The following is a 20,978-nucleotide window of genomic DNA, read 5'->3' as shown; positions in this document are numbered from 1 at the left end:
TTTTATAATGTCAATGCCAGTTTCGCAGCGTTGAAAATCGCATATTTTGCATCCTGTACCTGCATAGCGTCTCCCAGTACATGCACTTCCACTCCCATACTCTCCAAAGGTTCTTTCAGAGAACATTCCGGTTTAGAACCTACTGCTATAACAATTTCATCGTATCCTTTCAGGCAGATTTCTTCACCATTATGTTCTCCTTCGATACCGTCCTTTGTTATCTTAGTAATGTTCGTTTCCGGATACAATACAGAACCGTGTTCCTTTAAAGACGCAAGCAGGATTGCTTTTGGATATTTGTTAAGTCCGTCCGCAAATGTTGAAATTTTATCTACTATATCGACCACATTGTTATAGAGATTTAAAAATTCTGCACATTCACATCCTACGATGCCGCCGCCGAGCATCAAGACTTTTTTGTCCGTTATCACCTTTTTCCCACTTAGAATCTCATTTGCCTGACTGACTTTTTTTGAATCAATCCCTGGTATTTTAGGAAGAATCGGCTTTGCACCCGTAGTAAGTAAAACAGTGTCCACATCTAAATGCTTTAATTTTTCTTCTGTTATTTCCGTATTCAGATAAATTTTCACTCCATATCGCCTGCATAAAGCCTCATATGTATGCACTGTTTTACCCATATCCTGTTTTTTCGGAGTTACACTGGCAACACGGTACTGTCCTCCCAGCATAGCTTCTTTTTCATATACTTGTACTTCATGCCCTCTCCTTGCCAAAATCCACGCCGCTTCCAATCCTGCCACGCCTCCGCCTATTACAGCAACCCGTTTCTTTTTCGTTGCTTCCTCTATCTTCCAGCGTCCTTCTTTGCCGGAAAATGGATTGATCATACACGAAATACCTTTATCCTGTTCATCACATCCGGGGGAATAATAGCACCGCTGCATACAACCTGTACAGTGGTAAATCTCTGACTCACGCCCTTCATAAATCTTATTAGGAAACTCGCTGTCACAGATAGACTGTCTGCCCAAAGAAATCAAATCAGCTTTCCCCGACTCGATAATCTCTTCTGCAAGTGCTGGATCATTGATGCGCCCCACACAAATCACAGGCACATTGACGCTCTCTTTTACCCTCGCTACATTTTCTACATTAAAGCCTGGTTCTGTGTAGTATGTCGTTACGATATTTCCACCTGCTGCAGAGCCTGTTGAAATATGAATTGCATCTGCCCCAGCTTCTTCCGCCAGTTTTGCATAGACAACCGCATCCTCTATTTTATTTCCTCCGTCCATAAATTCCTCTGCACTGATGCGGAATAGGATCGGATAATCATTTCCGCAGCGTACTTTTATTCTCCGTATCACCTCTGTGGCAAATCTGGCTCTATTTTCATAGGAACCGCCAAATTCATCACAACGTTTATTGGTCGCTTTTGACAAAAACTGTGCAATCATATACCCGTGCGCCCCATGTACTTCTACAAAATCGAATCCAGCCTTTTTTGCCCGTATTCCTGCCTCGGCAAACTTATCAATCAATGCATACACTTCTTTTGTCGTCATTTCATGGACTGGTTCTTTATATTTTGTCGACGGAATCCCTGTAACAGCAAGAGGCTTCCTGCCTATACAATCTGTCTTTGTCTGAATACCCGCATGATGTATCTGCGCGCAGCATTTCCCATTTTTCGCGTGAATCGCTTCTGTCAGTTCCCTTAGATTCGGCAGAAAGGAATCGTCATAAATTCCCACCTGGTTAGGTGTCGCAAATCCAGACGGGTCAACCGCCATAAACTCTGCAATTACCAGACCAAACCCGCCTTCTGCCCGGGCGGAAAGATACTCAATTGACTGCTGGGAAAATTTGTGTTCCGGTGTTGTAGTAGAGCTATCCATAGCTGGCATGACAAACCGGTTTTTCAATGTCACATTTCCTATTTTGACTGGTTCAAATAATTTTCTGTATCTCATCTCTATCTCGCCTCCATACACATACGGAATACTTTCTCTATCGCCTGTTTGTTATTCATTCTCTGATTACTCACACAACAGCTGTTATTCGCACATTCTTCACTAAATTTCTCTACTTCTTCCATACTGTGGATATAATCTGTCATTTTAGGGAACTGTAGCTTTTTCTGTATTTCTTTTACTTTCTCTGCCGCTGCCTGAGCACCTTCCTCCCATGTCATTCCTGCCGTATCAACGCCCAGTGCCTTTGCAATATCAGCAAATCTTTCATATCCATATAACATGTTATATTCCATACAGTATGGTAGTGGAATTCCTACGGAAATGCCGTGGCATACTCCATAATATTTAGCAAGCATGGAACCAATCGCGTGAGTTTCCCCTGAACCAATGTTCAAAGCAATCCCTGCCAACAAAGCCCCCCACTGCATCTTTTCCCTTGCTTTTATGTCCTCTCCGTTTTCATAGGTCTTTACAATATTCTCCCCAATCAGCTGCACTGCTTTTAATGCCGCAGCATCTACAATATGTATGTTTCCTTCCATTGCTGTTTTGAATGTGTATGCTTCAATCGCATGAGCCAGTGCATCCATTCCTGTATAAGCTGTCACTTCTTTTGGCATCGTCTTTGCAAACTCTGGTTCTAAAATTGCAGCATTGCTTAAAATGAACGGAGATGCAATCGTCGTTTTTCTGTGTGTTACAGCATTGGTAATCACCGCGTATTGACTGACCTCACTTCCTGTTCCCGATGTAGTAGGAACTGCAATGATCGGACATCCTTTTTTTTCAAAAAGGCGGTGTTCTGGCATACTTCTTGCATAATCTAATATTTTGCCTGTATGCACTGACATAATAGAAATACATTTTCCCACATCCATTGCACTTCCGCCGCCAATACTCATAATTGCGTCGCATCCATTCTCTTTGTATGTATATACACCTTTTTCTACCAATTCGTCAGTAGGGTCTGTAAAGACTTCATCATATATAGCATATGGAATCTGACTGTTTTTCAAATACACTTCTGCCTTCTCTATAATTCCAGCCTCTACAATTCCTTTATCCGTAACAATCAGAGGTTTCATTACATGCATGCGTTTCATCTCTTTTTTTAATTCTTCAAAAGCCCCCTGCCCGGCAATCAATTGAATACCGGTTAAATTGTATTTTATGTACTTCATATTCTGTCTCGCTTTCTTTCATTAGATAAATCAGGACGGTCCTTTACAGACCATCCCTCTTTTCGCGTCTAGTTATTCTGTGACTTGATCATCCTGATTGCCTGTTTTAAGATCGCTGCCGCATTCATGCGTCCGAAGCTTGTCGCATCTACACACTCAACCGGTACTCTCCCATTTACTCTTTGTCTGATTTTCTCTTCCAGATAGGCAATCTGCGGACCAATTAAAATACAGTCTACCTTGTCCAGTTCTGTCTCAATTGCATTTTCACTCTTTGCATATACCATAAGCGGTATATTTTTCTCCTTTGCCAAATCATTCATTTTCTTAGTTATAAAGCTGGTTGACATTCCAAAGCTGCACACTAGTAATACTGTTTTCATATTTCCTTCTACTCCTTTCCCACCGCCAATTCCTTTCTATTAAAATGATAGATCCTCTTCTGTCAGCTCATCATCCTGTACAGATGTTATCTGCTGGCGATCCAGTAATTTTACGAACGGCAGATAAGTCAGCACCGCAATTCCCAGACAGATGACCTGGAGGATTACATTTCTGAAATCTCCTCCACTTGCCATATAGCCGGATAGAAAAATAGGGGTAGACCATGTCGTATATACAACCAATCTAGATACCAATCCCAGAGCAGTAGCTACATAGGCAACAATATAGATAATTGTGGTTGTAAAGCAGAATGGTACGAACATAATTGGGTTAAATACAATCGGAAGCCCGAACAGAACTGGTTCATTGATATTGAATACACTGACTGGAAGGCTCAATTTTGCAATACTTCTAACATCTGACCGTTTGCTCACCAAGAAAATCGCTATCAAAAGTCCTAATGTGCAGGCAATTCCTCCAAGTGTACCGTATACATCTCGAAACGGAAGCGTTATGATATGAGGAATTTCTTTTCCTGCCAGCCATGCTTCATTATTTTCATTAATTGCTACCAGAAGTGCTGGCTCTACGATGGGGTTAATAACTCCTGCCGGATGGATACCAAAGAAATAGCATAAGCATTGTCCAAATCCAAAGTAACACAGGAATGCAGGCAGCGTCGTTGCAACTCCGACAAGCGGTTTTTGAAGTACTGCATTGATCATGTCATGTACCCCCATTCCTGAAATTGCATTGCAGGCAAATGCCAAAACCGCTACAAGAAGCTCTATGATAATAATGACAAACATAGAATTAAAACTTTCTGTAATTGCAGGCGGTACATTTCCGGAAATTTTCAGCTTTAACTTGTCTTGTTTACTTAATGCAAGAAATGCCTCTGTCACAAGTAACGCTGTGATAAGGGATACAAACATTCCATTTGTCCCTATCGGAGTATAAGACAGAGTATCCGGCATCATAATAAACAAGGCACCGAGACTAATCAGAGCCGCCATTAACGGATTATGGTATTTTTTATACTTAGCCAGGTTATAGGATACAAGTAAAACCATTAGAAGCGCTAAAATATTCTGTCCCCCATTGATCGTCTTGCTGCAGATGCTTATAATCGCCGCAGATACATTTCCAGGAATGGCATTATATACTATGCTGTCCTCTGCGAGCAAAACATATGCGATAAATGTCATAAAACCAGATAATACCAAAAAAGGAATTGTCAGAAGAAAGGCGTCTCTAACTGCCCTTAGATGTACTTCTGCACTCAATTTCTCTGTAATACGCATTACTTTTTCTATGATTGGATTTTGTTTTTTCTCATTTTTCATTCGTCTATTCCCCCTTTAAACACTTCAGCTCTCTGTAAACGTCTATCAGCTGCACTGCCATATCTCTCATTATTTCTGTAGACAAAAGTTGATCCTCCGCATGCAGAAACAAAATAGAGAACGGCAGTTGTTCTCCTTCCGCCTCTTTTTGTATACAGGAAAAATGATGTTCATGTGCTTTTGCAAAAACTGCATTCCCCTGTCCGATTGCTTCTTCCGCCTCATCCATCTTTCCTTCTTTTGCTAGATTGACTGCACGCATATAAAATGTCTTTGCCTCTCCGACGGTTGTAATCATCTCAAAAGCAATCATCTGAAGTTCCTCCATATATTTCCCTCCTTTCCCTTATATCGTATCTACATAATGTTTACCATTATCGTTTTCGAAAAACACACCACTCTGATAATGAATCTCATACATCTTCCACTCTCCGTCCACCTTCTTTAACAGATTTTTATATTTTGCACTGTAAAAGCTCTGGTGCAGAGTATCACGGTTCAGGTTTTTAGACCCAAGCCTATGTGGTTCTATCCGGTATCCATACAGCACCGCTTCATCCCCATTAATTTGAATGTCTACAATTTTAATTGCATGCTCCAGCGCAGGCTCTTTATGACTTGTATTTTTAAAATTATTAATAAGATTGCAGGCGCCGCTTTCCATCACACTGTTTCCAGCATAAAAAATAATATCGTCTGTATACGAACTATGATGCAGCGTCCAATCACAATTATCCAGCCCGAAAGAATATTTAAACATATTTTCCATAATTTTTTCTTCTTCTGTCAGTTCTTCGTCATTCTCCAAAACTACTGCCCACGGAGATTGATATTCACTGCTGATCATAGGTTTATGCCCAGCATAAATTTTATAATCGATGAAGTTCCAATCTTTTGCAAAATATGTATTCCCTTTCTCCCAATCCATATCATATCTGATTTCCTTTATCTTCCACTCTCCGTCCTGTTCTTCCCAGCTAACAACATATTTTCCTCCAAATTCAAAGGGAAACAAAAATTTTCCATTGTCATAGCCAATCAAAGACATAACATAAGCTGATTGCTGCGCCTTTTCTCCCTGTGTTCTGACAACGAAATTTGTTATTCTCCTCCGGGAAACATTCATCTTTTTTCCCTTCCATGTCAGCACCCCTATCAGCGCATCTTTCCCCTCTGCCTCTCCTACATTTGAGAAATGCCCTTTTACATCCTCTGTTATGATTTTTCTGATTTTTTCTGGGCAAAACGATTCCAGTGCTTCTACAAATTCCTCAAATCTCTGCTTGATTATTTCCCTCTTTCTCATTATATGTTTTCCTCCTTATAATGCTTTTTTATAGATAGATTCGGCATCTGCCGGTTCTATTTTCTTTCCGTTAATCCTGGTACATTTGTCTAAAACAGCTAGCTGAGCCAATCTGCTAATCTCACTGGTATCTTTTACATAATGTAAAAGTGCCGGTATTTCCAGATTTTCTTTTAATTCTTTAATTCTCTGTATCAACTCCTCTACACTTTTTAATCCCAGCTCGTCTGCTATCTCTCCATATCGTCTGCCACAGACATCTTTGTTAAATTCCATGACATACGGCAATAACATCCCTACTGCTGTTCCATGGGGAACATGGTACTCTCCACCTAATACATTTCCCAAACCATGACTGGCACCTGAACCATACTGAAGCACAATTCCCCCAATAACACTTCCCCACATTACCTTCTCGCGTACGGATAAATTGCTTCCCTCCCTGTATGCTTTGTACAAGTTCTTATATAAGTAATGAATTCCTTTTAAAGCCAGTGCATCTATAATCGGGTTCGGTGTTTCCAATGATTTCTTTGTAGTGTAACTTTCTATGCAGTGTGTCAGTGCATCCATACCAGTCGAAGCTGTCGCCCCTTTTGGAAGATTTTTTACCAACTCTGGATCTACTAATGCTATTCTGCTCAGCAGCATTGGCGAACCAATTGTTGCCTTTCTGCCCTCCTGTTCATTTGTGATTACTGCATATGGGCTCATCTCTGAACCAGTCCCTGACGTAGTCGGAATCTGTATCAGTGCCAGGCTGCTTTTTGTAAATTCTTTATGCGCTGAATTTGCGTGGTCATAATCCATTAATTTTCCTTCATTTACTGCCATAGCCGCCACACATTTTGCCACATCCATCACACTGCCTCCCCCGAAACCAATCACACAGTCACATTCTTTTTGTTTCAGATATGCTACTGCTTCATCTACAACACTTCCTCCCGGATCCGGCGTCACCTTGTCAAACACTTCAAACCTGTAGTTTTCCTCTGTAAGTATTTTTATCAAGGAGCTTAGTAGTCCTCCTTCCCGTAAAAACCGATCTGTTACAATAAATGGATATTTCACATCCACTCTTCTCAATTCTGCCGGTGTCTCTTTTACCACTCCTATTCCGAACAGTAGTCTTATCTGTCCTAAATTTAATTGTGTAGCATAATTGTTCATATTCCTCCTCCAAACTTTACGTCCTCTTTTATTTATTCTAAATATAATCTTTTTAAGTTCATTTGTCAATCATTTTTATCATTTTTCAATCATAATTTTATCATTTTAACCATTTTATTCATTTAAATCTATTTTCAATCATTTTTTCAATCATTTTTAATCTGTTTAAGTTGACTTTTCGCTTTTTGAATATTATACTGACCTTAACGAGACTTCATTTAATCAAATTTTATGTTCAAAAAGGCTTATGTTTCATTCAGAAAATCTGTAGTCTTTTGCTTTCTGGTATCATATCATATACATCTATGCATAACTGCTGGTATTAAATGGATGCTCAAATCAAAATAAACGGGGATAAGCAATGAAAGTAGAAAAAAGATGGGAAAAAATTGAAGAAATTTTGAGCAAATCAGGTTCTCTCTCTGTACAGGAACTTGCCTCTATGCTATCAGTCAGCGAGACAACGATACGCAGAGACCTAGTAAAAATGGAAAACCAGAATATGATTAAAAGACTGTGGGGCGGCGCAAGTACAGTAGCACACGAGACAAACGAAAATGCACATTGGCAGGATGATTATATCTTGAATTTTAAGAGAGGGGTCGATGTAAAACGTGCTTTGTCGCAACATGCCGCTTCAATGATTAAAGATAACGACTGTATCTTTCTTGACGCGGGTTCTACAACCTCCTTTATTGTAGAATATATCACAGCGCACAATATAACCGTAGTGACAAATGGAATTAATAATTTCCAAACACTAGCACAGAAAAACATTAAAACGTATGTACCAAATGGCTATATCAATTTTGGTTCTTCTGCTATTATGAGTTCTGAAACCAGTGGGCAGCTCGCTAATCTGAATTTTGATTTAGCATTTCTTGGAACCAGCGGCTTGGATGAATATGCAGGATATACGACACGCAACGAACATGATGCGGCAATTAAAAAAAGTGTTCTTAAACGTTGTAGTAAAAGTTATATTCTATGCGATCACTCTAAGTTTGGCTTAAAACGCCTTTATACATTTTCTGGGCTAGACGTTGCGACTCTGATAACGGATAAAAAGCCCGATTTTACCGTAGAAAATCTTATCCTTGTAGATGCTGCCCCTGACAGAAATGCAAATGAATCATAAAATATACTGTGAACGGCTCTTGGTTCCATAAAATATAAGCTCCTTTCAGATACGTACTTACCCTGCTTTTGCAGAATATTTCTTCGCATCTGAAAGAAGCTTTTTCACTTGTTATTTATACCTTATCTGGCGAAGCCCGCCCTCCCGAATGGGCTGTATTACGGTATGCCCTTTGGGGTATACCTTTCCGGGCGAAGCCCGCTCTCCCGAAGGGGGCTGTATTACAGTGTACCCTTTAGGGTTGTTTTTTCTTTCTGATATACAGGCTTCCTGCTATAAGGCATATACTTGCTGCCGTCACTGCCAAAGCTATGTATACTCCAAAGTCATCCCCCGTCTTAGGGCTATTTGTTTTATCTGTACTTTTTAAGCTTTCTTTTGGATCTTCAGGATTCTCCCCCGGTGTATCCGTACCATGAATCCTCTTATTCTTAAAGAGCGCATATGCCGTATCTCCCTTTGGTATAATCCCTGTATCTCCGTCCTTTGTCACCGTATATTCCTCATTTTCCTGTTCCTTCACCGTATAAGTGATTCCTGCCGGAAGCCCAATCGCCGTTTTGCTTTCCCCGTCCTTTAATGTAAATTGCGCTATTCCGTCTTTAAACTCCATATCGTTATATATTCCATTGATTGTTGTATCTCCCAATACTACCGTAAATGGAAATTCCTTCTCTTTATCTCCTTCTACCACTTCTTTCGAAACAGTAAGGTTCCCTGAAGGTTTTAAATGATTCATGATCGTAAGTTCCAGCCTCTTATTTTCTCCATCCTTCGATACCTCTGTATAATCTGCAATATATTCATTCCCTTCTTCTATTGCAGTAATTGTTAATCCTTCGCTTAGTGAATCCGGATTCGGAAGCTGGGTAAATGAAGCCTTCCAGCCATTTGTCTGATTCAGAGTCACTGTATCCAATTCGTAATCTCCAATCGTAAGCCGTACCGCAACTTCTTTTTTCGCATCCTCAGGAACTTCATCCGCCCATGCTTTTATTACATCCAAACTCCACTCATCCTGCGGTGTCCCGATAATAATCGCTCCGTTTGAACCGATTCCCCCTCCGCGAGGCGCCGTATTCCCTGTCACAAACAATTTTGCTTCCATTCGTGCCAACTGTGCTGCCGGTTCTGATACAACAGACTTTAGCGCAATTCCATCTTTGTTATCTTTAATTTCTGTAATTCTGTCTCCCGAATTCGTTTCATCATATCTGGCGGAGCCATCTGGTTCTCCCAATACATTTCCTTTATCCGGTTCCGTAGATAACACGCCGCCATCCTTATACCATGCTGCTTCACCGCCGCCAAGCATACGATCTGCCAGTGTAACGAAATGCTCTTTCCCTTCCTGGGGTACCGCCGCAAAGTCATCTCCTGCCGCCTCTGTCTCAATCCCCGACTCTGACCTGGCCGTATTTCCAAAAATCGCTCCTCCGTTTGTTACGGTATTGTGGGCATCTCCGGTAGGACAGAACCATAAACCGCCGCCTAAAATCGTTGCCGTATTTTCTGTGACAAGTGTATTGTACATATGTAATGTATAGGGTACTGAACCGACATACACTCCGCCGCCCTGCCTCTGTGCAGTATTGTTGGTAATATAACCTGCGTTAAGCACTACACTGTCAGATCCAATATATATTCCGCCGCCGCAGCCTCCGTCATTTTCCTCCTCTCCGTCAATCGCTCTGTTTCCAGATATTGTTCCGCCATTCATAACAAACTCTGCCGGAAAAAATTGTTTCCACGTCTCTATATCATAATTTCCGGCTCCGCCTCTGGCATAATACAGATCATATGCCGCAATTCCTCCGCCTATCAGCGCCTCATTGCCGGATATTTCGCCGCCTTCCATAATCAAAGACGCCTGACCGCATACCATAATGCCTCCGCCAAATCTCTCCGCTTTATTATTCGTAATTTTTCCGTCATTCATTTCCATAGAAGCAATAGAAACATAGTCGGGACTAATCCATTCTCCCAGAAATACCCCGCCAAAAAAGCCATGATTTCCGCTGATTTCTCCGCCATTCATTTGAAAGCTGGAGTTTCCTTCTTTTGCCGCAACATAAACAGTTGCGTTATTCACCTGCCCGTACGGATATGTATCATTCCCAGAAATACTTCCGCCTTCCATGGTAAATACAGCGCCGCAGGAGACTCTTATGACACCGCCGTACTGATTATCATAGAAATTGTTTCTCACCAGTCCGCCTGTCATATGAAAGGATGCCTCTTTTCCTGAAACAACGATTGCCCCTGACCACGCCGTATCACAGCTGCTGTTCTCAATCGTACCACCTTCCAGTACAAATTGCCCATTGCATGTAACAATCTGCCCTTCCTCATATGCTGTACCTGACATAGCAAAATTCTTCCCATCTATCACTAATAAGTCATTCTGCCCTGCAATACTTGTTTTTATTGCAAATTTTCCTCCTGCTTCAATTTCAAATGCCCTGTCTGCCTTGTTCTGGGAATCTGTAGAAATTGTCCTTGCTATTCCATCATCCATAAGTGTAATGTTTTGTCCTGCCTTAATTGTTATCGGTGCCTCTAGGACAATATCACCGCTGACAGTCAATACCGTCTCTCCCTGTGCCCCCTCCACAGCTTCTCTGAGCATTTCATAGGAAGAAACCTTTGTTTCTGCTGCGGTGGTATCTGGCTCTTTTGCATACGCAGATATTCCAAAAGCCAGAAGTATGACGCTAAAAAGCATCCCCCTTAATACTTTTTTCCATTTTTGTTTTAACATTTTTGCACTCCTTTTATCACATAATTATCATTATGTAATAAATTGTTTTTATATATATAACATAATTATCATTATGTTGTATTTTATATTTATATTTTATTTTAAAAGAACTAGATAAGATTTGCAAGCGGTAAAATCAGATGCGGTATTTTTCTTAAAAATAATCAAAACATAAAGAATTACATGATAAAAAGACTTTTCTATGTTTGCAGGACAGAAAAGCCTTATTTGTTATGTCTAAAATAAAGAATCCTAACATTCTTCAGCAATTTGAAAAGAAAACAAAAACATATTATTGCCCTCTATTACAACATAATGATAATTATGTAATAAATCTCAATATCATTACCTTTTATTTTTTATCTTATAAAATTAAATTCATTTCTTCTAGTTTCTGCTGATGTTCTTTTCCAGTTGCTACTGTGTATACACGTGTTGTATTAATACTGCTGTGTCCTAATAAATCTGCCAATTTTACAATGTCATGTTCTATTTTATAAAAAGTTCTCGCAAATAAATGTCTGAGATTATGCGGAAATACTTTTCCTGGCAATACTTTTGCCTTCTCACACAACAGCTTCATCTCCTTCCAAATATTACAGCGATTCATCTCCCGTCCTGTTCTGGTTATAAATAAGCTGCCCGTACATATATTCTGCGCTTTCGCATACTGTCGTAATTTTTTCTGAAGCTGCACAGGCAGCAACACAACTCTTGTTTTATTTTTGCAGGTCACAACTGCCTTTCCTCTCTTTACCGCTTCCGCCGTAATATATTTTAGCTCGCTCACCCGGATTCCCGTCCCGCAGATCGTTTCAAGTATCAGGCTTAATCTCCCGTTTTTCTTTTCTCTTGCCGCTTTTACCAGCCGTATATACTCTGCCTTTGTAAGTTCAGTCTCCTCCGTGCAGTATACCTGGCGTTGTACCTTCAGTTGTTTCACACAATACTGTTCCATCCTTATGAATCTCAAAAAGCTGTTCATAGAAGCAAGCATAGAATTTACACTGGAAACCGCATATCTTTGTATCAAATGCTCCTTATATTCCAATGTCAGTGTTTTGCTTATCTCCCTGCCATTTTGAAAACTCAAAAATTTTCGCACATCCCTTTCATATTTTTCAATCGTAGCACTGCTCTTTTCCTCCTCTTCCATATGCCTCTGAAAATCCAGCAGCCAGCTTCCTTCTTTTTCCTCATATAGCATATTCATTTCCTCCTGCACTTTTGGGTATATTATCCCCATTTCGTTTCTATCTTATTATGAAGCTCCGCAGTCTCTAATTTGGAAAAAGTATTATTTTTCTAGTAATAATCGTTCAACTTTATAGGAATCTAAGGGAATCCAAGTCATTATCTCTTGAAAACTTCCAGATTATATGTTGTAATATATATAATTATATTTGAAAAGGGTTCTTAACAATAATGGAGAGAAAGGAGATAATCCTGACAGCAAGCGCAGTATAATTGTGTCCTTTTTTCTGTCAAACTTAAATATTAAATACATTATAAGCTCAAACAGTACAAGGCTGCCGCATCCATGATTAGGAAATCATAGGTACGGCAGCCTCGTCTATTTTTCTGTATGTCAGGCTTATCTTTTATTTTACTTCAATCTCAAACTGATATGTGCGCAAATCTGCTTTCAGCACTGCTTCTGCATCTTTGGTTTTTCTCGTAATCGTCAGCTTGTCTCCTTCGCTTTCGCAGATGCACTCTCCGTCAAACGCCGGGCAGGTATTTCTAAATCTCATCAAATCCCGTAATCTTTCTACCACTGGACGTTTCAGATTCTCTTCTACTTCCTTTGCTGTATAATAATGCCGGTTAATATTGCGTCCCTCTTTTGTCTGTTCCAGAAGTTCCAGATCATTTTCTCCCGCAAGCATACCTACATAATATACCTGTGGAATCCCCGGAGCGAAAAACTGAATTGCCCTTGCCAGCAGATATGCGTCGTCATTATTGCCAAGCGCAGAATAATAACTACAGTTAATCTGGTAAATATCTAGATTATTGTATTCCTCACTGCTGTATTTTTTCTTTACATTCGCTCCTTTTGCGTAAAGCAATTCTTTCGTCTCTTCTATTTCCTCAGGAGACAGCAAATCTACCACATCGACTACTCCAATCCCATCGTGGGTGTCCAGCGTCGTCATCTGCTTGCGCGGACAAATCGTAAGCCAATGCTGCAGCCGGTCTCCTCTGTGTGTGTAAAGTGCGTGCAGAACCAGCATTGGCAATGCAAAGTCGTAAACCCAGAATCCTTTTTCTGCAATCTTAAGCTGGATGGTATAATGTTCATGGATCTCCGGTAAAATATCTACATGATACTCTTTTGCCACTGCCTCAATTTCGTAGAGCAGATCCCACATCTTCGGTTCTACAAAAAAGCAGCTTGTATCTGGTTCCTTCACTGCATAAGCAAATGCATCCAGACGAATAACCCCTGCTCCGTGTTCACACATAAACCGCACGGTCTTTTCGATAAACTCTTTTACATGAGGACTGTTCACATCCAGATCGATCTGTTCTTCCCCAAATGTACACCAGATCTTTTCGGTCGTGCCGTCTGAAAAGGTCAGATTTACATAGGGTGCCTTCGGTTTTCTCTTATAAATTTTGTCTACCTGCTCCTGTGTCGGTTCCCCGTTTTCCCAAAAATTTTTATAACGTATAAAAAAATCTTTATACGCGGAATCCTCTTTCTTCTCTTTAAAATCCAGATAATACGGTGAATGTGCAGAAATATGATTCACCATGAAATCATACATAAGGTCATATTTTTTCCCGATTCGTTCAAGATCTGTAAAGTCTCCGAATTTCTTATCGACTTCATCATACCTCTTCGGAGCAAATCCCCTGTCTGCGGAGGAAGGGAAAAAGGGAAGGATATGGATACTTCCTATTGCACCCTGATAGTGCTTTTCTAAAATCTGTTCCATCTCCTGAAAGTTCTTTCCCAGGCTGTCCCCATAGGTAATAAGCATAATCTGATTTTTCATATCACTTCCTCCTATTTCGCCCAGATTTGTGTCTCTGTTCTGATTTCTTTATTTGGATTTGCCAGCGCTTCGTCCATTTTAAGGGAAATATACATATCTTGCAGCGCTTCCCTTAAACTGTAAAATTCTTGTCCTGTCTTTACATATTCTCCCATCTTCAGCATACATGTCGCAACTGCAATCTCATCATCATTAAATCGGGCGTTTTTAAATGGGTTTTTATATAAGAATTCTTCTCCCAGCATAATTCCATAGTGCGCCCACTCCTGATTTCCATAAACGCCTAAATCAATTCTGTTTAGTTCCTGGGTAACAGGTATGTTTTCTTCTGTCAGATAACGGATTGTCATATCATCGATCTCTCCGCGTACTCCCTGCACAGTCAGCTGACGGGTACGGATAAAAGAATGATACTGTGCCGGATCTGAAAAGTCAAAATAGGCCACTGTCCCATTGTCAAACTCCAGCGTCAGGCGTTCTCTAGAACACTGGAATACTTCTCCGTCAAATATCATTCCGTCACGTCCATATGTCTCTGTCACATCAAACCAGAACCTTTTTCCATATATCACTACATTCTCAAAGCCTGCATTTAAAAATCTGCGGATGATGCTCGCTCCATGATACCCATGCAGAGCAGAGATGTTAATATTCTCTACTCTTCCGATTTTTCCTTCTTTGATCACCTTTTCCCATGCCGCATATAATGGCTGTGCAAAATACTGCTCTGCAATCTGAATTTTTGCCTGATATTTTTCATAGGCTTTCCAGACACTGTTCAGCGCCTCAATATCTTCTCCCGGCGGTGTCTCGCACAAAACCGGAATCCCCTTTTCAAAAAGCTTCGGAAGATATCCGGAAATAATCCCACGCTTGATGGCAAGTACCACATAATCGGGCTGGTCTGCCTCCAGCTCTTCTACTGTCTGTACAACCTCCACACCATGGAGTTTTTTAAACTGCTCTCCCTTTTCCTTGTCCCGTATCAGCACTTTCGTCAGTTCAAACTGCTGCGGCAGTGCCTTTGCAATGCGGATATAAAATTCCGCTCTCCAGCCGGAGCCAATCAGTCCAAATCGAATCTTTTTCATTTCCACTCTTCCTCCCAAATCCAGTCTTATACAGCGTTTCCCCGCCATTTTAAATACTCGTCAAGCTATACATTTTAAGCTATGCCGTTCTCTACGGTACAGAAAATCCTCTGGATGCCTCCAAAATCTGATACCACTCATCATAGGAAAGTTTTATCTCTAAAGCCTCCACAGCTTTTTTTATCCTGTCCGTCTGCATTGTCCCGGTAATCGCCGCAATTCTGACAGGATGGACAAACAGCCATGCATACATAATCGTATCGATTGTCGTGCCGTATCCGGATGCGATTTCTTCTAATACACTTCGTAGGCGTACTGACTGTTCATCTTCTCCACTAAATACACTGCCTCCGCCAAGAGGAGACCATGCCATAAGCGGCATCCTTCTTGTAAATGCATCATCTGTCACGCCGTTAAAATAATTTTCTGTATTCTTAACAGACAATTCCATCTGGTTAATCACAATCTTATTTTTCATATAGCTTTGCAGCATTTCTACCTGGGAAGGCATGAAATTGGACACGCCAATATAACGTACTTTTCCTTCCTTTACCAGGGTATCCAGCGCGTCTGCTGTTTCTTCCGGATCGGCTAATGGATCCGGGCGGTGTACCAACAGAAGATCCACATAATCCGTACCTAAATTTGCAAGAGACGCCTCCATCTCTTTTTTAATTTCTTGTTTAGAGGATTCATAATAAATCGTCTTGTTTCCATTTTTTCCCGGAAGTACGATTCCTGTCTTTGTCACGATCTGCATTTTTTTCCGCAGCTCTGGTTTTTTTCTCAAAACCGCGTCGCCAAATAATTTCTCGCAGGTATATCCTCCATACACCGGCGCATGGTCAAACGTAGTGATCCCCATTTCCATACACTCTTCTGCAAATCTTAGAAAGGTATCCCCTTCCATCCCGGCGTCAGCAGCACGCATGCATCCCGCTGCCACCTGAGATATTTCAAATGCTTCGTCTATTTTTACTGTTTTCATTTTGTCTTACTCTCCTTATTCTTTTACTCCGCCTGTCGTCAGTCCGGCAATAATCTTTTTCTGGAAAATCAATACCAGAATTATCAGCGGAACTGTCACAATGACAGAACCTGCCGCCATATCACCCCAAGGCATTTCATAATTGCTTGGGAACATGGCGATTCCTACCGGTACTGTTCTCATCAAGTCATTTGTCATGAAGGTCAGCGCATAGATATATTCATTCCATGCATTGATAAATACAATCAAAGCTACAGAAAAAATAGCCGGTTTGATAAGCGGAAGCATAATTTTAAAGAAAATTCCGGCACGGGAACACCCATCTATAGAAGCCGCCTCTTCAAAGCCCTTAGGAAGCTGTGAGAAGAAATTCGTCAGAAGCCAGATCGCAAGCGGCAGTGCAAATGTAATATACGGGATAATCAAACCCGGATACGTATTCAACAGATTGAACTGCTTTAACAACAGATAAATTGGGCTCAATGTCGCAATCGCAGGGAACATAGAGATACTTAAAATCGCCATTAAAAGAATCTTCTTTCCCTTGAATCTCAGCCGCGCAAGCGCATATGCCGCAGAAGCTCCTACCAAGAGGCCTAATACAGTCGTGCAGACTGCCACGATAAAACTATTCATTAAATATCTGCCGAAAGGATGTTTTTCAAATACATTAAAATAATATTGTATATTTATCTCGCTTGGAATCCATTTCGCCGGTATAGCTGAAATCTCTGACATCGGTTTAATCGATGTCAGAAACTGCCACAGAAACGGCAGAATAATAATTCCTACAAAGACGATGACAAATAGATAAAAGAAAATCTGTTTGATTCCATGTGTCATTTTTCTGTTCATTTGTCCACCCTCTTTCTATCAGTCTAATGAACCGGTTAGCTGGTCGCCCATCGCCCTCATATAGATCAGGCTGATGATAAACACAATGACAAACACCAATACCGCCATCGCAGAACCATACCCAAAGTCTAAGAATTTCATCAAGTTGTTGTACGCATACAGAGATACGCTTTCCGTCTGATTTGCACCTCCGGTCATAACAGACACCAGATCGTATACACGAAACGCATCCAGTGTACGGAACAAAAGTGCGACTAATACTGTACCCTTTACATTCGGCAAAGTGACATATCGGAATCTCTGAAAGACATTCGCCCCGTCAATCTTTGCCGCTTCATAAAGATCCTCCGGTATCATCTGCAAGCCTGCCAAAATCAGCAGCGCCATATACGGAGCTGTTTTCCATACATCCGTAATAACAAGTGCCATAAAGGAGCCGTCCGCAGTGCTTAACCACGCCTGATAGCTGTCGATAATCCCCAACTTATACAATATATCGTTGAACAGCCCGTACTGGTCGTTGTAAATAAACTTCCACATCAGCGCCGAAACGGATGTCGGGATCGCCCACGGAATCAAAATCGCCGCGCGCACCAGTCCCTTGCCGCGAAATGCTTTATTCATCACCAGTGCCGCTGCAAAGCCGATGATCAGTTCAAAAAACACAGTCGTAACTGTAAATTTCAATGTAAATAAAATAGAGTTCAGCGCTCTTTCATCTTTTAAAATATTTATATAATTTTCCAGGCCGATAAACGGATAACCACTGCCTGGATCCGTCAGCACCATCTCATGGAGACTCAGCCAGATTGTGCGTAGAACTGGATATACTGCTATGATCAAAAGCATGATAATCGCAGGCGCCATCATAATCCAGGCATCCCTTGTCTCGGTCTTCTGGAGAGTATTATACTTTTTCTTCTTACCCGTCATAGTTGCCTCCTTAAACAAAGCGGGCAAGCCCACTTCAAATTGATTGTCCCTCTGTCCTAAAGAGCTTTTTTCTCTTATGCGCCGCCGCGCTGCTGCCAGAAGACAGGTTTTATGTTACGCGGCGCGCGCACGATTACACGAAGTGCTTATTTTTCGCTGTTTAGTTCTTCGATTTCACTTTGCAGTGTATTTAACGCATCTTCTACCTCTGCCTCTCCTGTCAATGCCTGGTGAATGTTTCTCTGGATTGCATCAGAAACTTTTGCATACTGTGGAGACATTGGCCTTGACTTTCCTGTCATAATAATGTCATAGAAATCTGCATAGAATGGAATTTCTTCCAAAATTTCCGTATCTGTATACACATCTTTTACTACCGGCGGCTGTGAAGAAATCAATGTCATTTCTTTCTGTGTTTCTGCACTTGTCATATAGTTGATAAACTCTATTGCTGCTTCCTTCTGCTCATCGCTGATTGCATTATTTACAACAAGATCCAGGCCGCCCAGACATGTATGAGATTCTTCCCCACTTGGGCCTGTCGGAAGCTTGGTAGCCGCAATTTTTCCTGTTACCTTAGAGCCTTCGTCCTGTCCGCTTGACCAGAATCCTGACCAATCACGGATAAACAGACACTTGCCCTCTTTAAATACCTGCTCACTTTCTGTCTCCGTATAGGTGGTGACACCCTCTGGCGCATACTCGTCTACCAACGTTTTCATAATGTTGGTCGCTTCGATATTATTTTCAGAATTTACAACCGGATTTCCGTCTTCATCTAGTATATCTCCTCCGTTGCCCCATACATATTCTACCCAGTTTGTCACCAGTGCTTCAGCCTGTGCTGCCTGGAAGTCAGCGCCATATTCGATTCCATTTGTACCAACTGCCTTGTCGGCCAGTTCCATCCAGCCTTCCCATGTAGTAGGAACCTCTGCTCCAAGTGCTTCCAATACATCTGTCCGGTAGAACAGGACACTGGAGTTTGTAAACCACGGTGCTGCTACCAGTTTTCCGTCATAAGTTGCACCCGCTACCGGTCCTTCCAGCATTGTACTTGTATCGACCTTGTCTGTTAGGTCCATCAGCCATCCGGCAGAAGCGAATTCTGAAACATATACGACGTCAAGTCCCATAATATCTACGCTCGTGTCTCCGGAAGCCAGTTTATTCACGAAATCATCGTGAACCTGGTTTGCATCCTGTGGAAGGAGAACCGTCTCAACCTGGATCTTGTCCTGACTTTCATTAAACTTGTCCACGATCTTCTGCGTAGGTTCTCCCACGCCCTGGTCAAAAGAAAAGTGCAGGGTAATCTTGTCTCCAGAGCCTCCACCGGAACTACTGTTTCCGTCTTTGTTCCCACCGCATCCTGCCAATCCAGCAACCATCGTGGCTGCTATCATACATGCTGCAATTTGTTTCATTCTCTTTTTCATCATGTTTCCTCCTTTTAAATTCATTGTTTTTATATAATTCCCCTTTTTGGGAGAATCTTCTGGTATTGGAAAGCGTTTTCCTTTTTTTGACAAAAAACTGAATATTCTTTCTTTTAAGAATATTCCTTTTTAATTCTCATCCTTTTCTCAAATTATTGAACTATCATTTTCTTTTTATCTATTGGGAAAGCGTTTTCCTGTCAACTATTTTGAAAGAGCTGAAACCAACTTCAGCTCTTGACCTTCTTTATTTTAATACTTTTACAGTACCTCTCCGAATAATCTTATGAGGTACATAATGTGTAGCGGCTTTTGTTTTACTCCCCGTCATATATTTCAACAATTCCTTCGCCGCAATCTCCCCTTCCTCAAAATAAGGAATCCTAACAGTAGACAACTCCGGTCTGAAATAAGTAGCAAAATCTAAATCATCAAATCCGATTACAGATATTTCTTCTGGAACGCCTATTCCCTGGCCATTCAAAAACTGTACTGCCCCGATCGCAATCAAATCACTTCCCGTTACCACGGCTGTAGGAAGAATACTATTCTCTTCATAGATGCGCTTCATACCTTCATATCCACCCTGAAAAGAAAACTGTACCTGCTCGATATATGAATATGGAACGGAAATTTTCAGCTCACTAAGCGCTTTTTTATATCCTTTCAGCCGCTTCTGTCCAGAAGAAAAATCATATTCCGGACCTCCTAAATAAGCAATTCTCTCGTGTCCGTTCTCATGCAGAAACATTACAACATCATAGAGGGCCTGCACATTATCATGCGTCACTGTATCAATTATATTTTCTTTTACAGAACATTCCTGTGTCACAAGAACAACCGGGTAGTCTTTCTTCTGCATGGCGTTTACCAATTCCTGATTGACATCTACTCCCGCGAAAAGTACGCCGTCAATCTGCCTGTCCTCAAGAATGTTCAAAAGGTTCATCTCCCGTTCAAGTTCTCCACCTGACTCACATACCATAATCGTATATCCCTTGCTAGAGCATACACTATTAATCCCCTTTGTCAGTGCTCCAAAAACCGCGTTGGAAATATCTGGTACTATAACGCCTACGATATTTGTCTTTTTTGTAATCAGACCCTGTGCCAGAGCGTTTGGTGTAAAATGATTTTTTTCTATAATCCGGTATACTCTTTCTTTTAATTCTGGGCTCACTGGCTTTGTGTTATTTATCACCCTGGAAACAGTAGAAATAGAAACTCCTGCCTCCTTCGCAATATCTGCTATCGTAACCGCCATATAAGTTCTCCTTTTTACAAAATGGGAAAGCGTTTTCCTATTTGCCTACATCATAACACTGCATTTTTAATACGTCAACGTCTTTTTCTTGTTCCAACACTTTTTTGTGGATAACTTATAATTTTGCATGTCATTTATTGTACAGATTCACAATAAATATTCTATACCATATCGGAC

Annotated in this window: 17 protein-coding genes; 1 reads left to right on the top strand and 16 read right to left on the bottom strand. The window is 41.0% G+C overall.

All coding sequences use genetic code 11. The features are described 5' to 3' along the window. Nucleotides 1–2 precede the first annotated feature (2 nt). From H8S37_RS12025 to H8S37_RS11995, 7 genes are all read right to left on the bottom strand, one after another. On the bottom strand, nt 3–1,937 hold the full coding sequence (locus H8S37_RS12025) for an NAD(P)/FAD-dependent oxidoreductase (protein ID WP_186876305.1): 1,935 nt from the start codon (nt 1,935–1,937) through the stop codon (nt 3–5). 2 nt (nt 1,938–1,939) lie between these two features. Beyond that, on the bottom strand, nt 1,940–3,121 hold the full coding sequence (locus tag H8S37_RS12020; protein WP_186876304.1) for an iron-containing alcohol dehydrogenase: 1,182 nt from the start codon (nt 3,119–3,121) through the stop codon (nt 1,940–1,942). Nucleotides 3,122–3,189: 68 nt separating this feature from the next. Next, nucleotides 3,190–3,504: a PTS sugar transporter subunit IIB gene (locus tag H8S37_RS12015; protein ID WP_186876303.1), complete on the bottom strand. Its 315-nt coding sequence runs from the start codon at nt 3,502–3,504 to the stop codon at nt 3,190–3,192. Nucleotides 3,505–3,543: 39 nt separating this feature from the next. Beyond that, on the bottom strand, nt 3,544–4,851 hold the full coding sequence (locus tag H8S37_RS12010) for a PTS sugar transporter subunit IIC (RefSeq protein ID WP_186876302.1): 1,308 nt from the start codon (nt 4,849–4,851) through the stop codon (nt 3,544–3,546). A 4-nt stretch (nt 4,852–4,855) separates the two neighbouring features. After that, entirely contained in the window at nt 4,856–5,179 is a 324-nt protein-coding gene (locus H8S37_RS12005; protein WP_186876301.1) for a PTS lactose/cellobiose transporter subunit IIA, read from the bottom strand. Nucleotides 5,180–5,197: 18 nt separating this feature from the next. After that, nucleotides 5,198–6,157, bottom strand: a complete 960-nt coding sequence (locus H8S37_RS12000; protein WP_186876300.1) for a nuclear transport factor 2 family protein — start codon at nt 6,155–6,157, stop codon at nt 5,198–5,200. 15 nt (nt 6,158–6,172) lie between these two features. Beyond that, nucleotides 6,173–7,327 carry an iron-containing alcohol dehydrogenase gene (locus tag H8S37_RS11995; protein WP_186876299.1) on the bottom strand — a complete coding sequence of 385 codons (1,155 nt, stop codon included), beginning with the start codon at nt 7,325–7,327 and terminating at the stop codon, nt 6,173–6,175. 361 nt (nt 7,328–7,688) lie between these two features. Between H8S37_RS11995 and H8S37_RS11990 the strand changes: the two genes are divergently transcribed. After that, nucleotides 7,689–8,465, top strand: a complete 777-nt coding sequence (locus tag H8S37_RS11990) for a DeoR/GlpR family DNA-binding transcription regulator (RefSeq protein WP_186876298.1) — start codon at nt 7,689–7,691, stop codon at nt 8,463–8,465. A 235-nt stretch (nt 8,466–8,700) separates the two neighbouring features. Here H8S37_RS11990 and H8S37_RS11985 read toward each other — a convergent pair whose 3' ends face one another. The 9 genes from H8S37_RS11985 to H8S37_RS11945 form a co-directional block, all read right to left on the bottom strand. Then, entirely contained in the window at nt 8,701–11,226 is a 2,526-nt protein-coding gene (locus H8S37_RS11985; protein WP_186876297.1) for a DUF7601 domain-containing protein, read from the bottom strand. Between the two features lie 364 nt (nt 11,227–11,590). Next, nucleotides 11,591–12,433 carry a tyrosine-type recombinase/integrase gene (locus tag H8S37_RS11980; RefSeq protein ID WP_243207177.1) on the bottom strand — a complete coding sequence of 281 codons (843 nt, stop codon included), beginning with the start codon at nt 12,431–12,433 and terminating at the stop codon, nt 11,591–11,593. 394 nt (nt 12,434–12,827) lie between these two features. Continuing rightward, a complete protein-coding gene (gtfA, locus tag H8S37_RS11975; RefSeq protein WP_186876296.1) occupies nt 12,828–14,231 on the bottom strand; it encodes a sucrose phosphorylase in 1,404 nt (467 codons plus the stop codon). A gap of 11 nt (nt 14,232–14,242) precedes the next feature. Continuing rightward, nucleotides 14,243–15,322: a Gfo/Idh/MocA family protein gene (locus tag H8S37_RS11970; protein ID WP_186876295.1), complete on the bottom strand. Its 1,080-nt coding sequence runs from the start codon at nt 15,320–15,322 to the stop codon at nt 14,243–14,245. A 91-nt stretch (nt 15,323–15,413) separates the two neighbouring features. Then, nucleotides 15,414–16,310 (bottom strand): aldo/keto reductase, encoded by an 897-nt coding sequence (locus tag H8S37_RS11965; RefSeq protein ID WP_186876294.1) that lies wholly within the window; start codon nt 16,308–16,310, stop codon nt 15,414–15,416. Between the two features lie 15 nt (nt 16,311–16,325). Beyond that, nucleotides 16,326–17,165: a carbohydrate ABC transporter permease gene (locus H8S37_RS11960; protein WP_207723942.1), complete on the bottom strand. Its 840-nt coding sequence runs from the start codon at nt 17,163–17,165 to the stop codon at nt 16,326–16,328. An 18-nt stretch (nt 17,166–17,183) separates the two neighbouring features. Next, nucleotides 17,184–18,098, bottom strand: a complete 915-nt coding sequence (locus H8S37_RS11955) for a carbohydrate ABC transporter permease (protein WP_186876293.1) — start codon at nt 18,096–18,098, stop codon at nt 17,184–17,186. A 146-nt stretch (nt 18,099–18,244) separates the two neighbouring features. Beyond that, complete coding sequence (locus H8S37_RS11950; RefSeq protein WP_186876292.1) at nt 18,245–19,540, bottom strand: ABC transporter substrate-binding protein; 1,296 nt, start codon at nt 19,538–19,540, stop codon at nt 18,245–18,247. 244 nt (nt 19,541–19,784) lie between these two features. Continuing rightward, nucleotides 19,785–20,801 carry a LacI family DNA-binding transcriptional regulator gene (locus tag H8S37_RS11945; RefSeq protein ID WP_186876291.1) on the bottom strand — a complete coding sequence of 339 codons (1,017 nt, stop codon included), beginning with the start codon at nt 20,799–20,801 and terminating at the stop codon, nt 19,785–19,787. Between the last annotated feature and the right edge of the window lie 177 nt (nt 20,802–20,978).

The organism is Mediterraneibacter hominis, from assembly GCF_014287475.1.
GTDB lineage: Bacteria > Bacillota > Clostridia > Lachnospirales > Lachnospiraceae > Mediterraneibacter > Mediterraneibacter hominis.
Note: the sequence above shows the minus strand (reverse complement) of the source record. Positions and strands in the feature narration are given on the sequence as shown.

What these genes read in the sequence shown, in the direction of transcription:
- H8S37_RS12025 (WP_186876305.1), bottom strand. Translation starts at nt 1,937, where the DNA reads ATGAGATACAGAAAATTATTTGAACCAGTCAAAATAGGAAATGTGACA.
- H8S37_RS12020 (WP_186876304.1), bottom strand. Translation starts at nt 3,121, where the DNA reads ATGAAGTACATAAAATACAATTTAACCGGTATTCAATTGATTGCCGGG.
- H8S37_RS12015 (WP_186876303.1), bottom strand. Translation starts at nt 3,504, where the DNA reads ATGAAAACAGTATTACTAGTGTGCAGCTTTGGAATGTCAACCAGCTTT.
- H8S37_RS12010 (WP_186876302.1), bottom strand. Translation starts at nt 4,851, where the DNA reads ATGAAAAATGAGAAAAAACAAAATCCAATCATAGAAAAAGTAATGCGT.
- H8S37_RS12005 (WP_186876301.1), bottom strand. Translation starts at nt 5,179, where the DNA reads ATGGAGGAACTTCAGATGATTGCTTTTGAGATGATTACAACCGTCGGA.
- H8S37_RS12000 (WP_186876300.1), bottom strand. Translation starts at nt 6,157, where the DNA reads ATGAGAAAGAGGGAAATAATCAAGCAGAGATTTGAGGAATTTGTAGAA.
- H8S37_RS11995 (WP_186876299.1), bottom strand. Translation starts at nt 7,327, where the DNA reads ATGAACAATTATGCTACACAATTAAATTTAGGACAGATAAGACTACTG.
- H8S37_RS11990 (WP_186876298.1), top strand. Translation starts at nt 7,689, where the DNA reads ATGAAAGTAGAAAAAAGATGGGAAAAAATTGAAGAAATTTTGAGCAAA.
- H8S37_RS11985 (WP_186876297.1), bottom strand. Translation starts at nt 11,226, where the DNA reads ATGTTAAAACAAAAATGGAAAAAAGTATTAAGGGGGATGCTTTTTAGC.
- H8S37_RS11980 (WP_243207177.1), bottom strand. Translation starts at nt 12,433, where the DNA reads ATGCTATATGAGGAAAAAGAAGGAAGCTGGCTGCTGGATTTTCAGAGG.
- gtfA (WP_186876296.1), bottom strand. Translation starts at nt 14,231, where the DNA reads ATGAAAAATCAGATTATGCTTATTACCTATGGGGACAGCCTGGGAAAG.
- H8S37_RS11970 (WP_186876295.1), bottom strand. Translation starts at nt 15,322, where the DNA reads ATGAAAAAGATTCGATTTGGACTGATTGGCTCCGGCTGGAGAGCGGAA.
- H8S37_RS11965 (WP_186876294.1), bottom strand. Translation starts at nt 16,310, where the DNA reads ATGAAAACAGTAAAAATAGACGAAGCATTTGAAATATCTCAGGTGGCA.
- H8S37_RS11960 (WP_207723942.1), bottom strand. Translation starts at nt 17,165, where the DNA reads ATGAACAGAAAAATGACACATGGAATCAAACAGATTTTCTTTTATCTA.
- H8S37_RS11955 (WP_186876293.1), bottom strand. Translation starts at nt 18,098, where the DNA reads ATGACGGGTAAGAAGAAAAAGTATAATACTCTCCAGAAGACCGAGACA.
- H8S37_RS11950 (WP_186876292.1), bottom strand. Translation starts at nt 19,540, where the DNA reads ATGATGAAAAAGAGAATGAAACAAATTGCAGCATGTATGATAGCAGCC.
- H8S37_RS11945 (WP_186876291.1), bottom strand. Translation starts at nt 20,801, where the DNA reads ATGGCGGTTACGATAGCAGATATTGCGAAGGAGGCAGGAGTTTCTATT.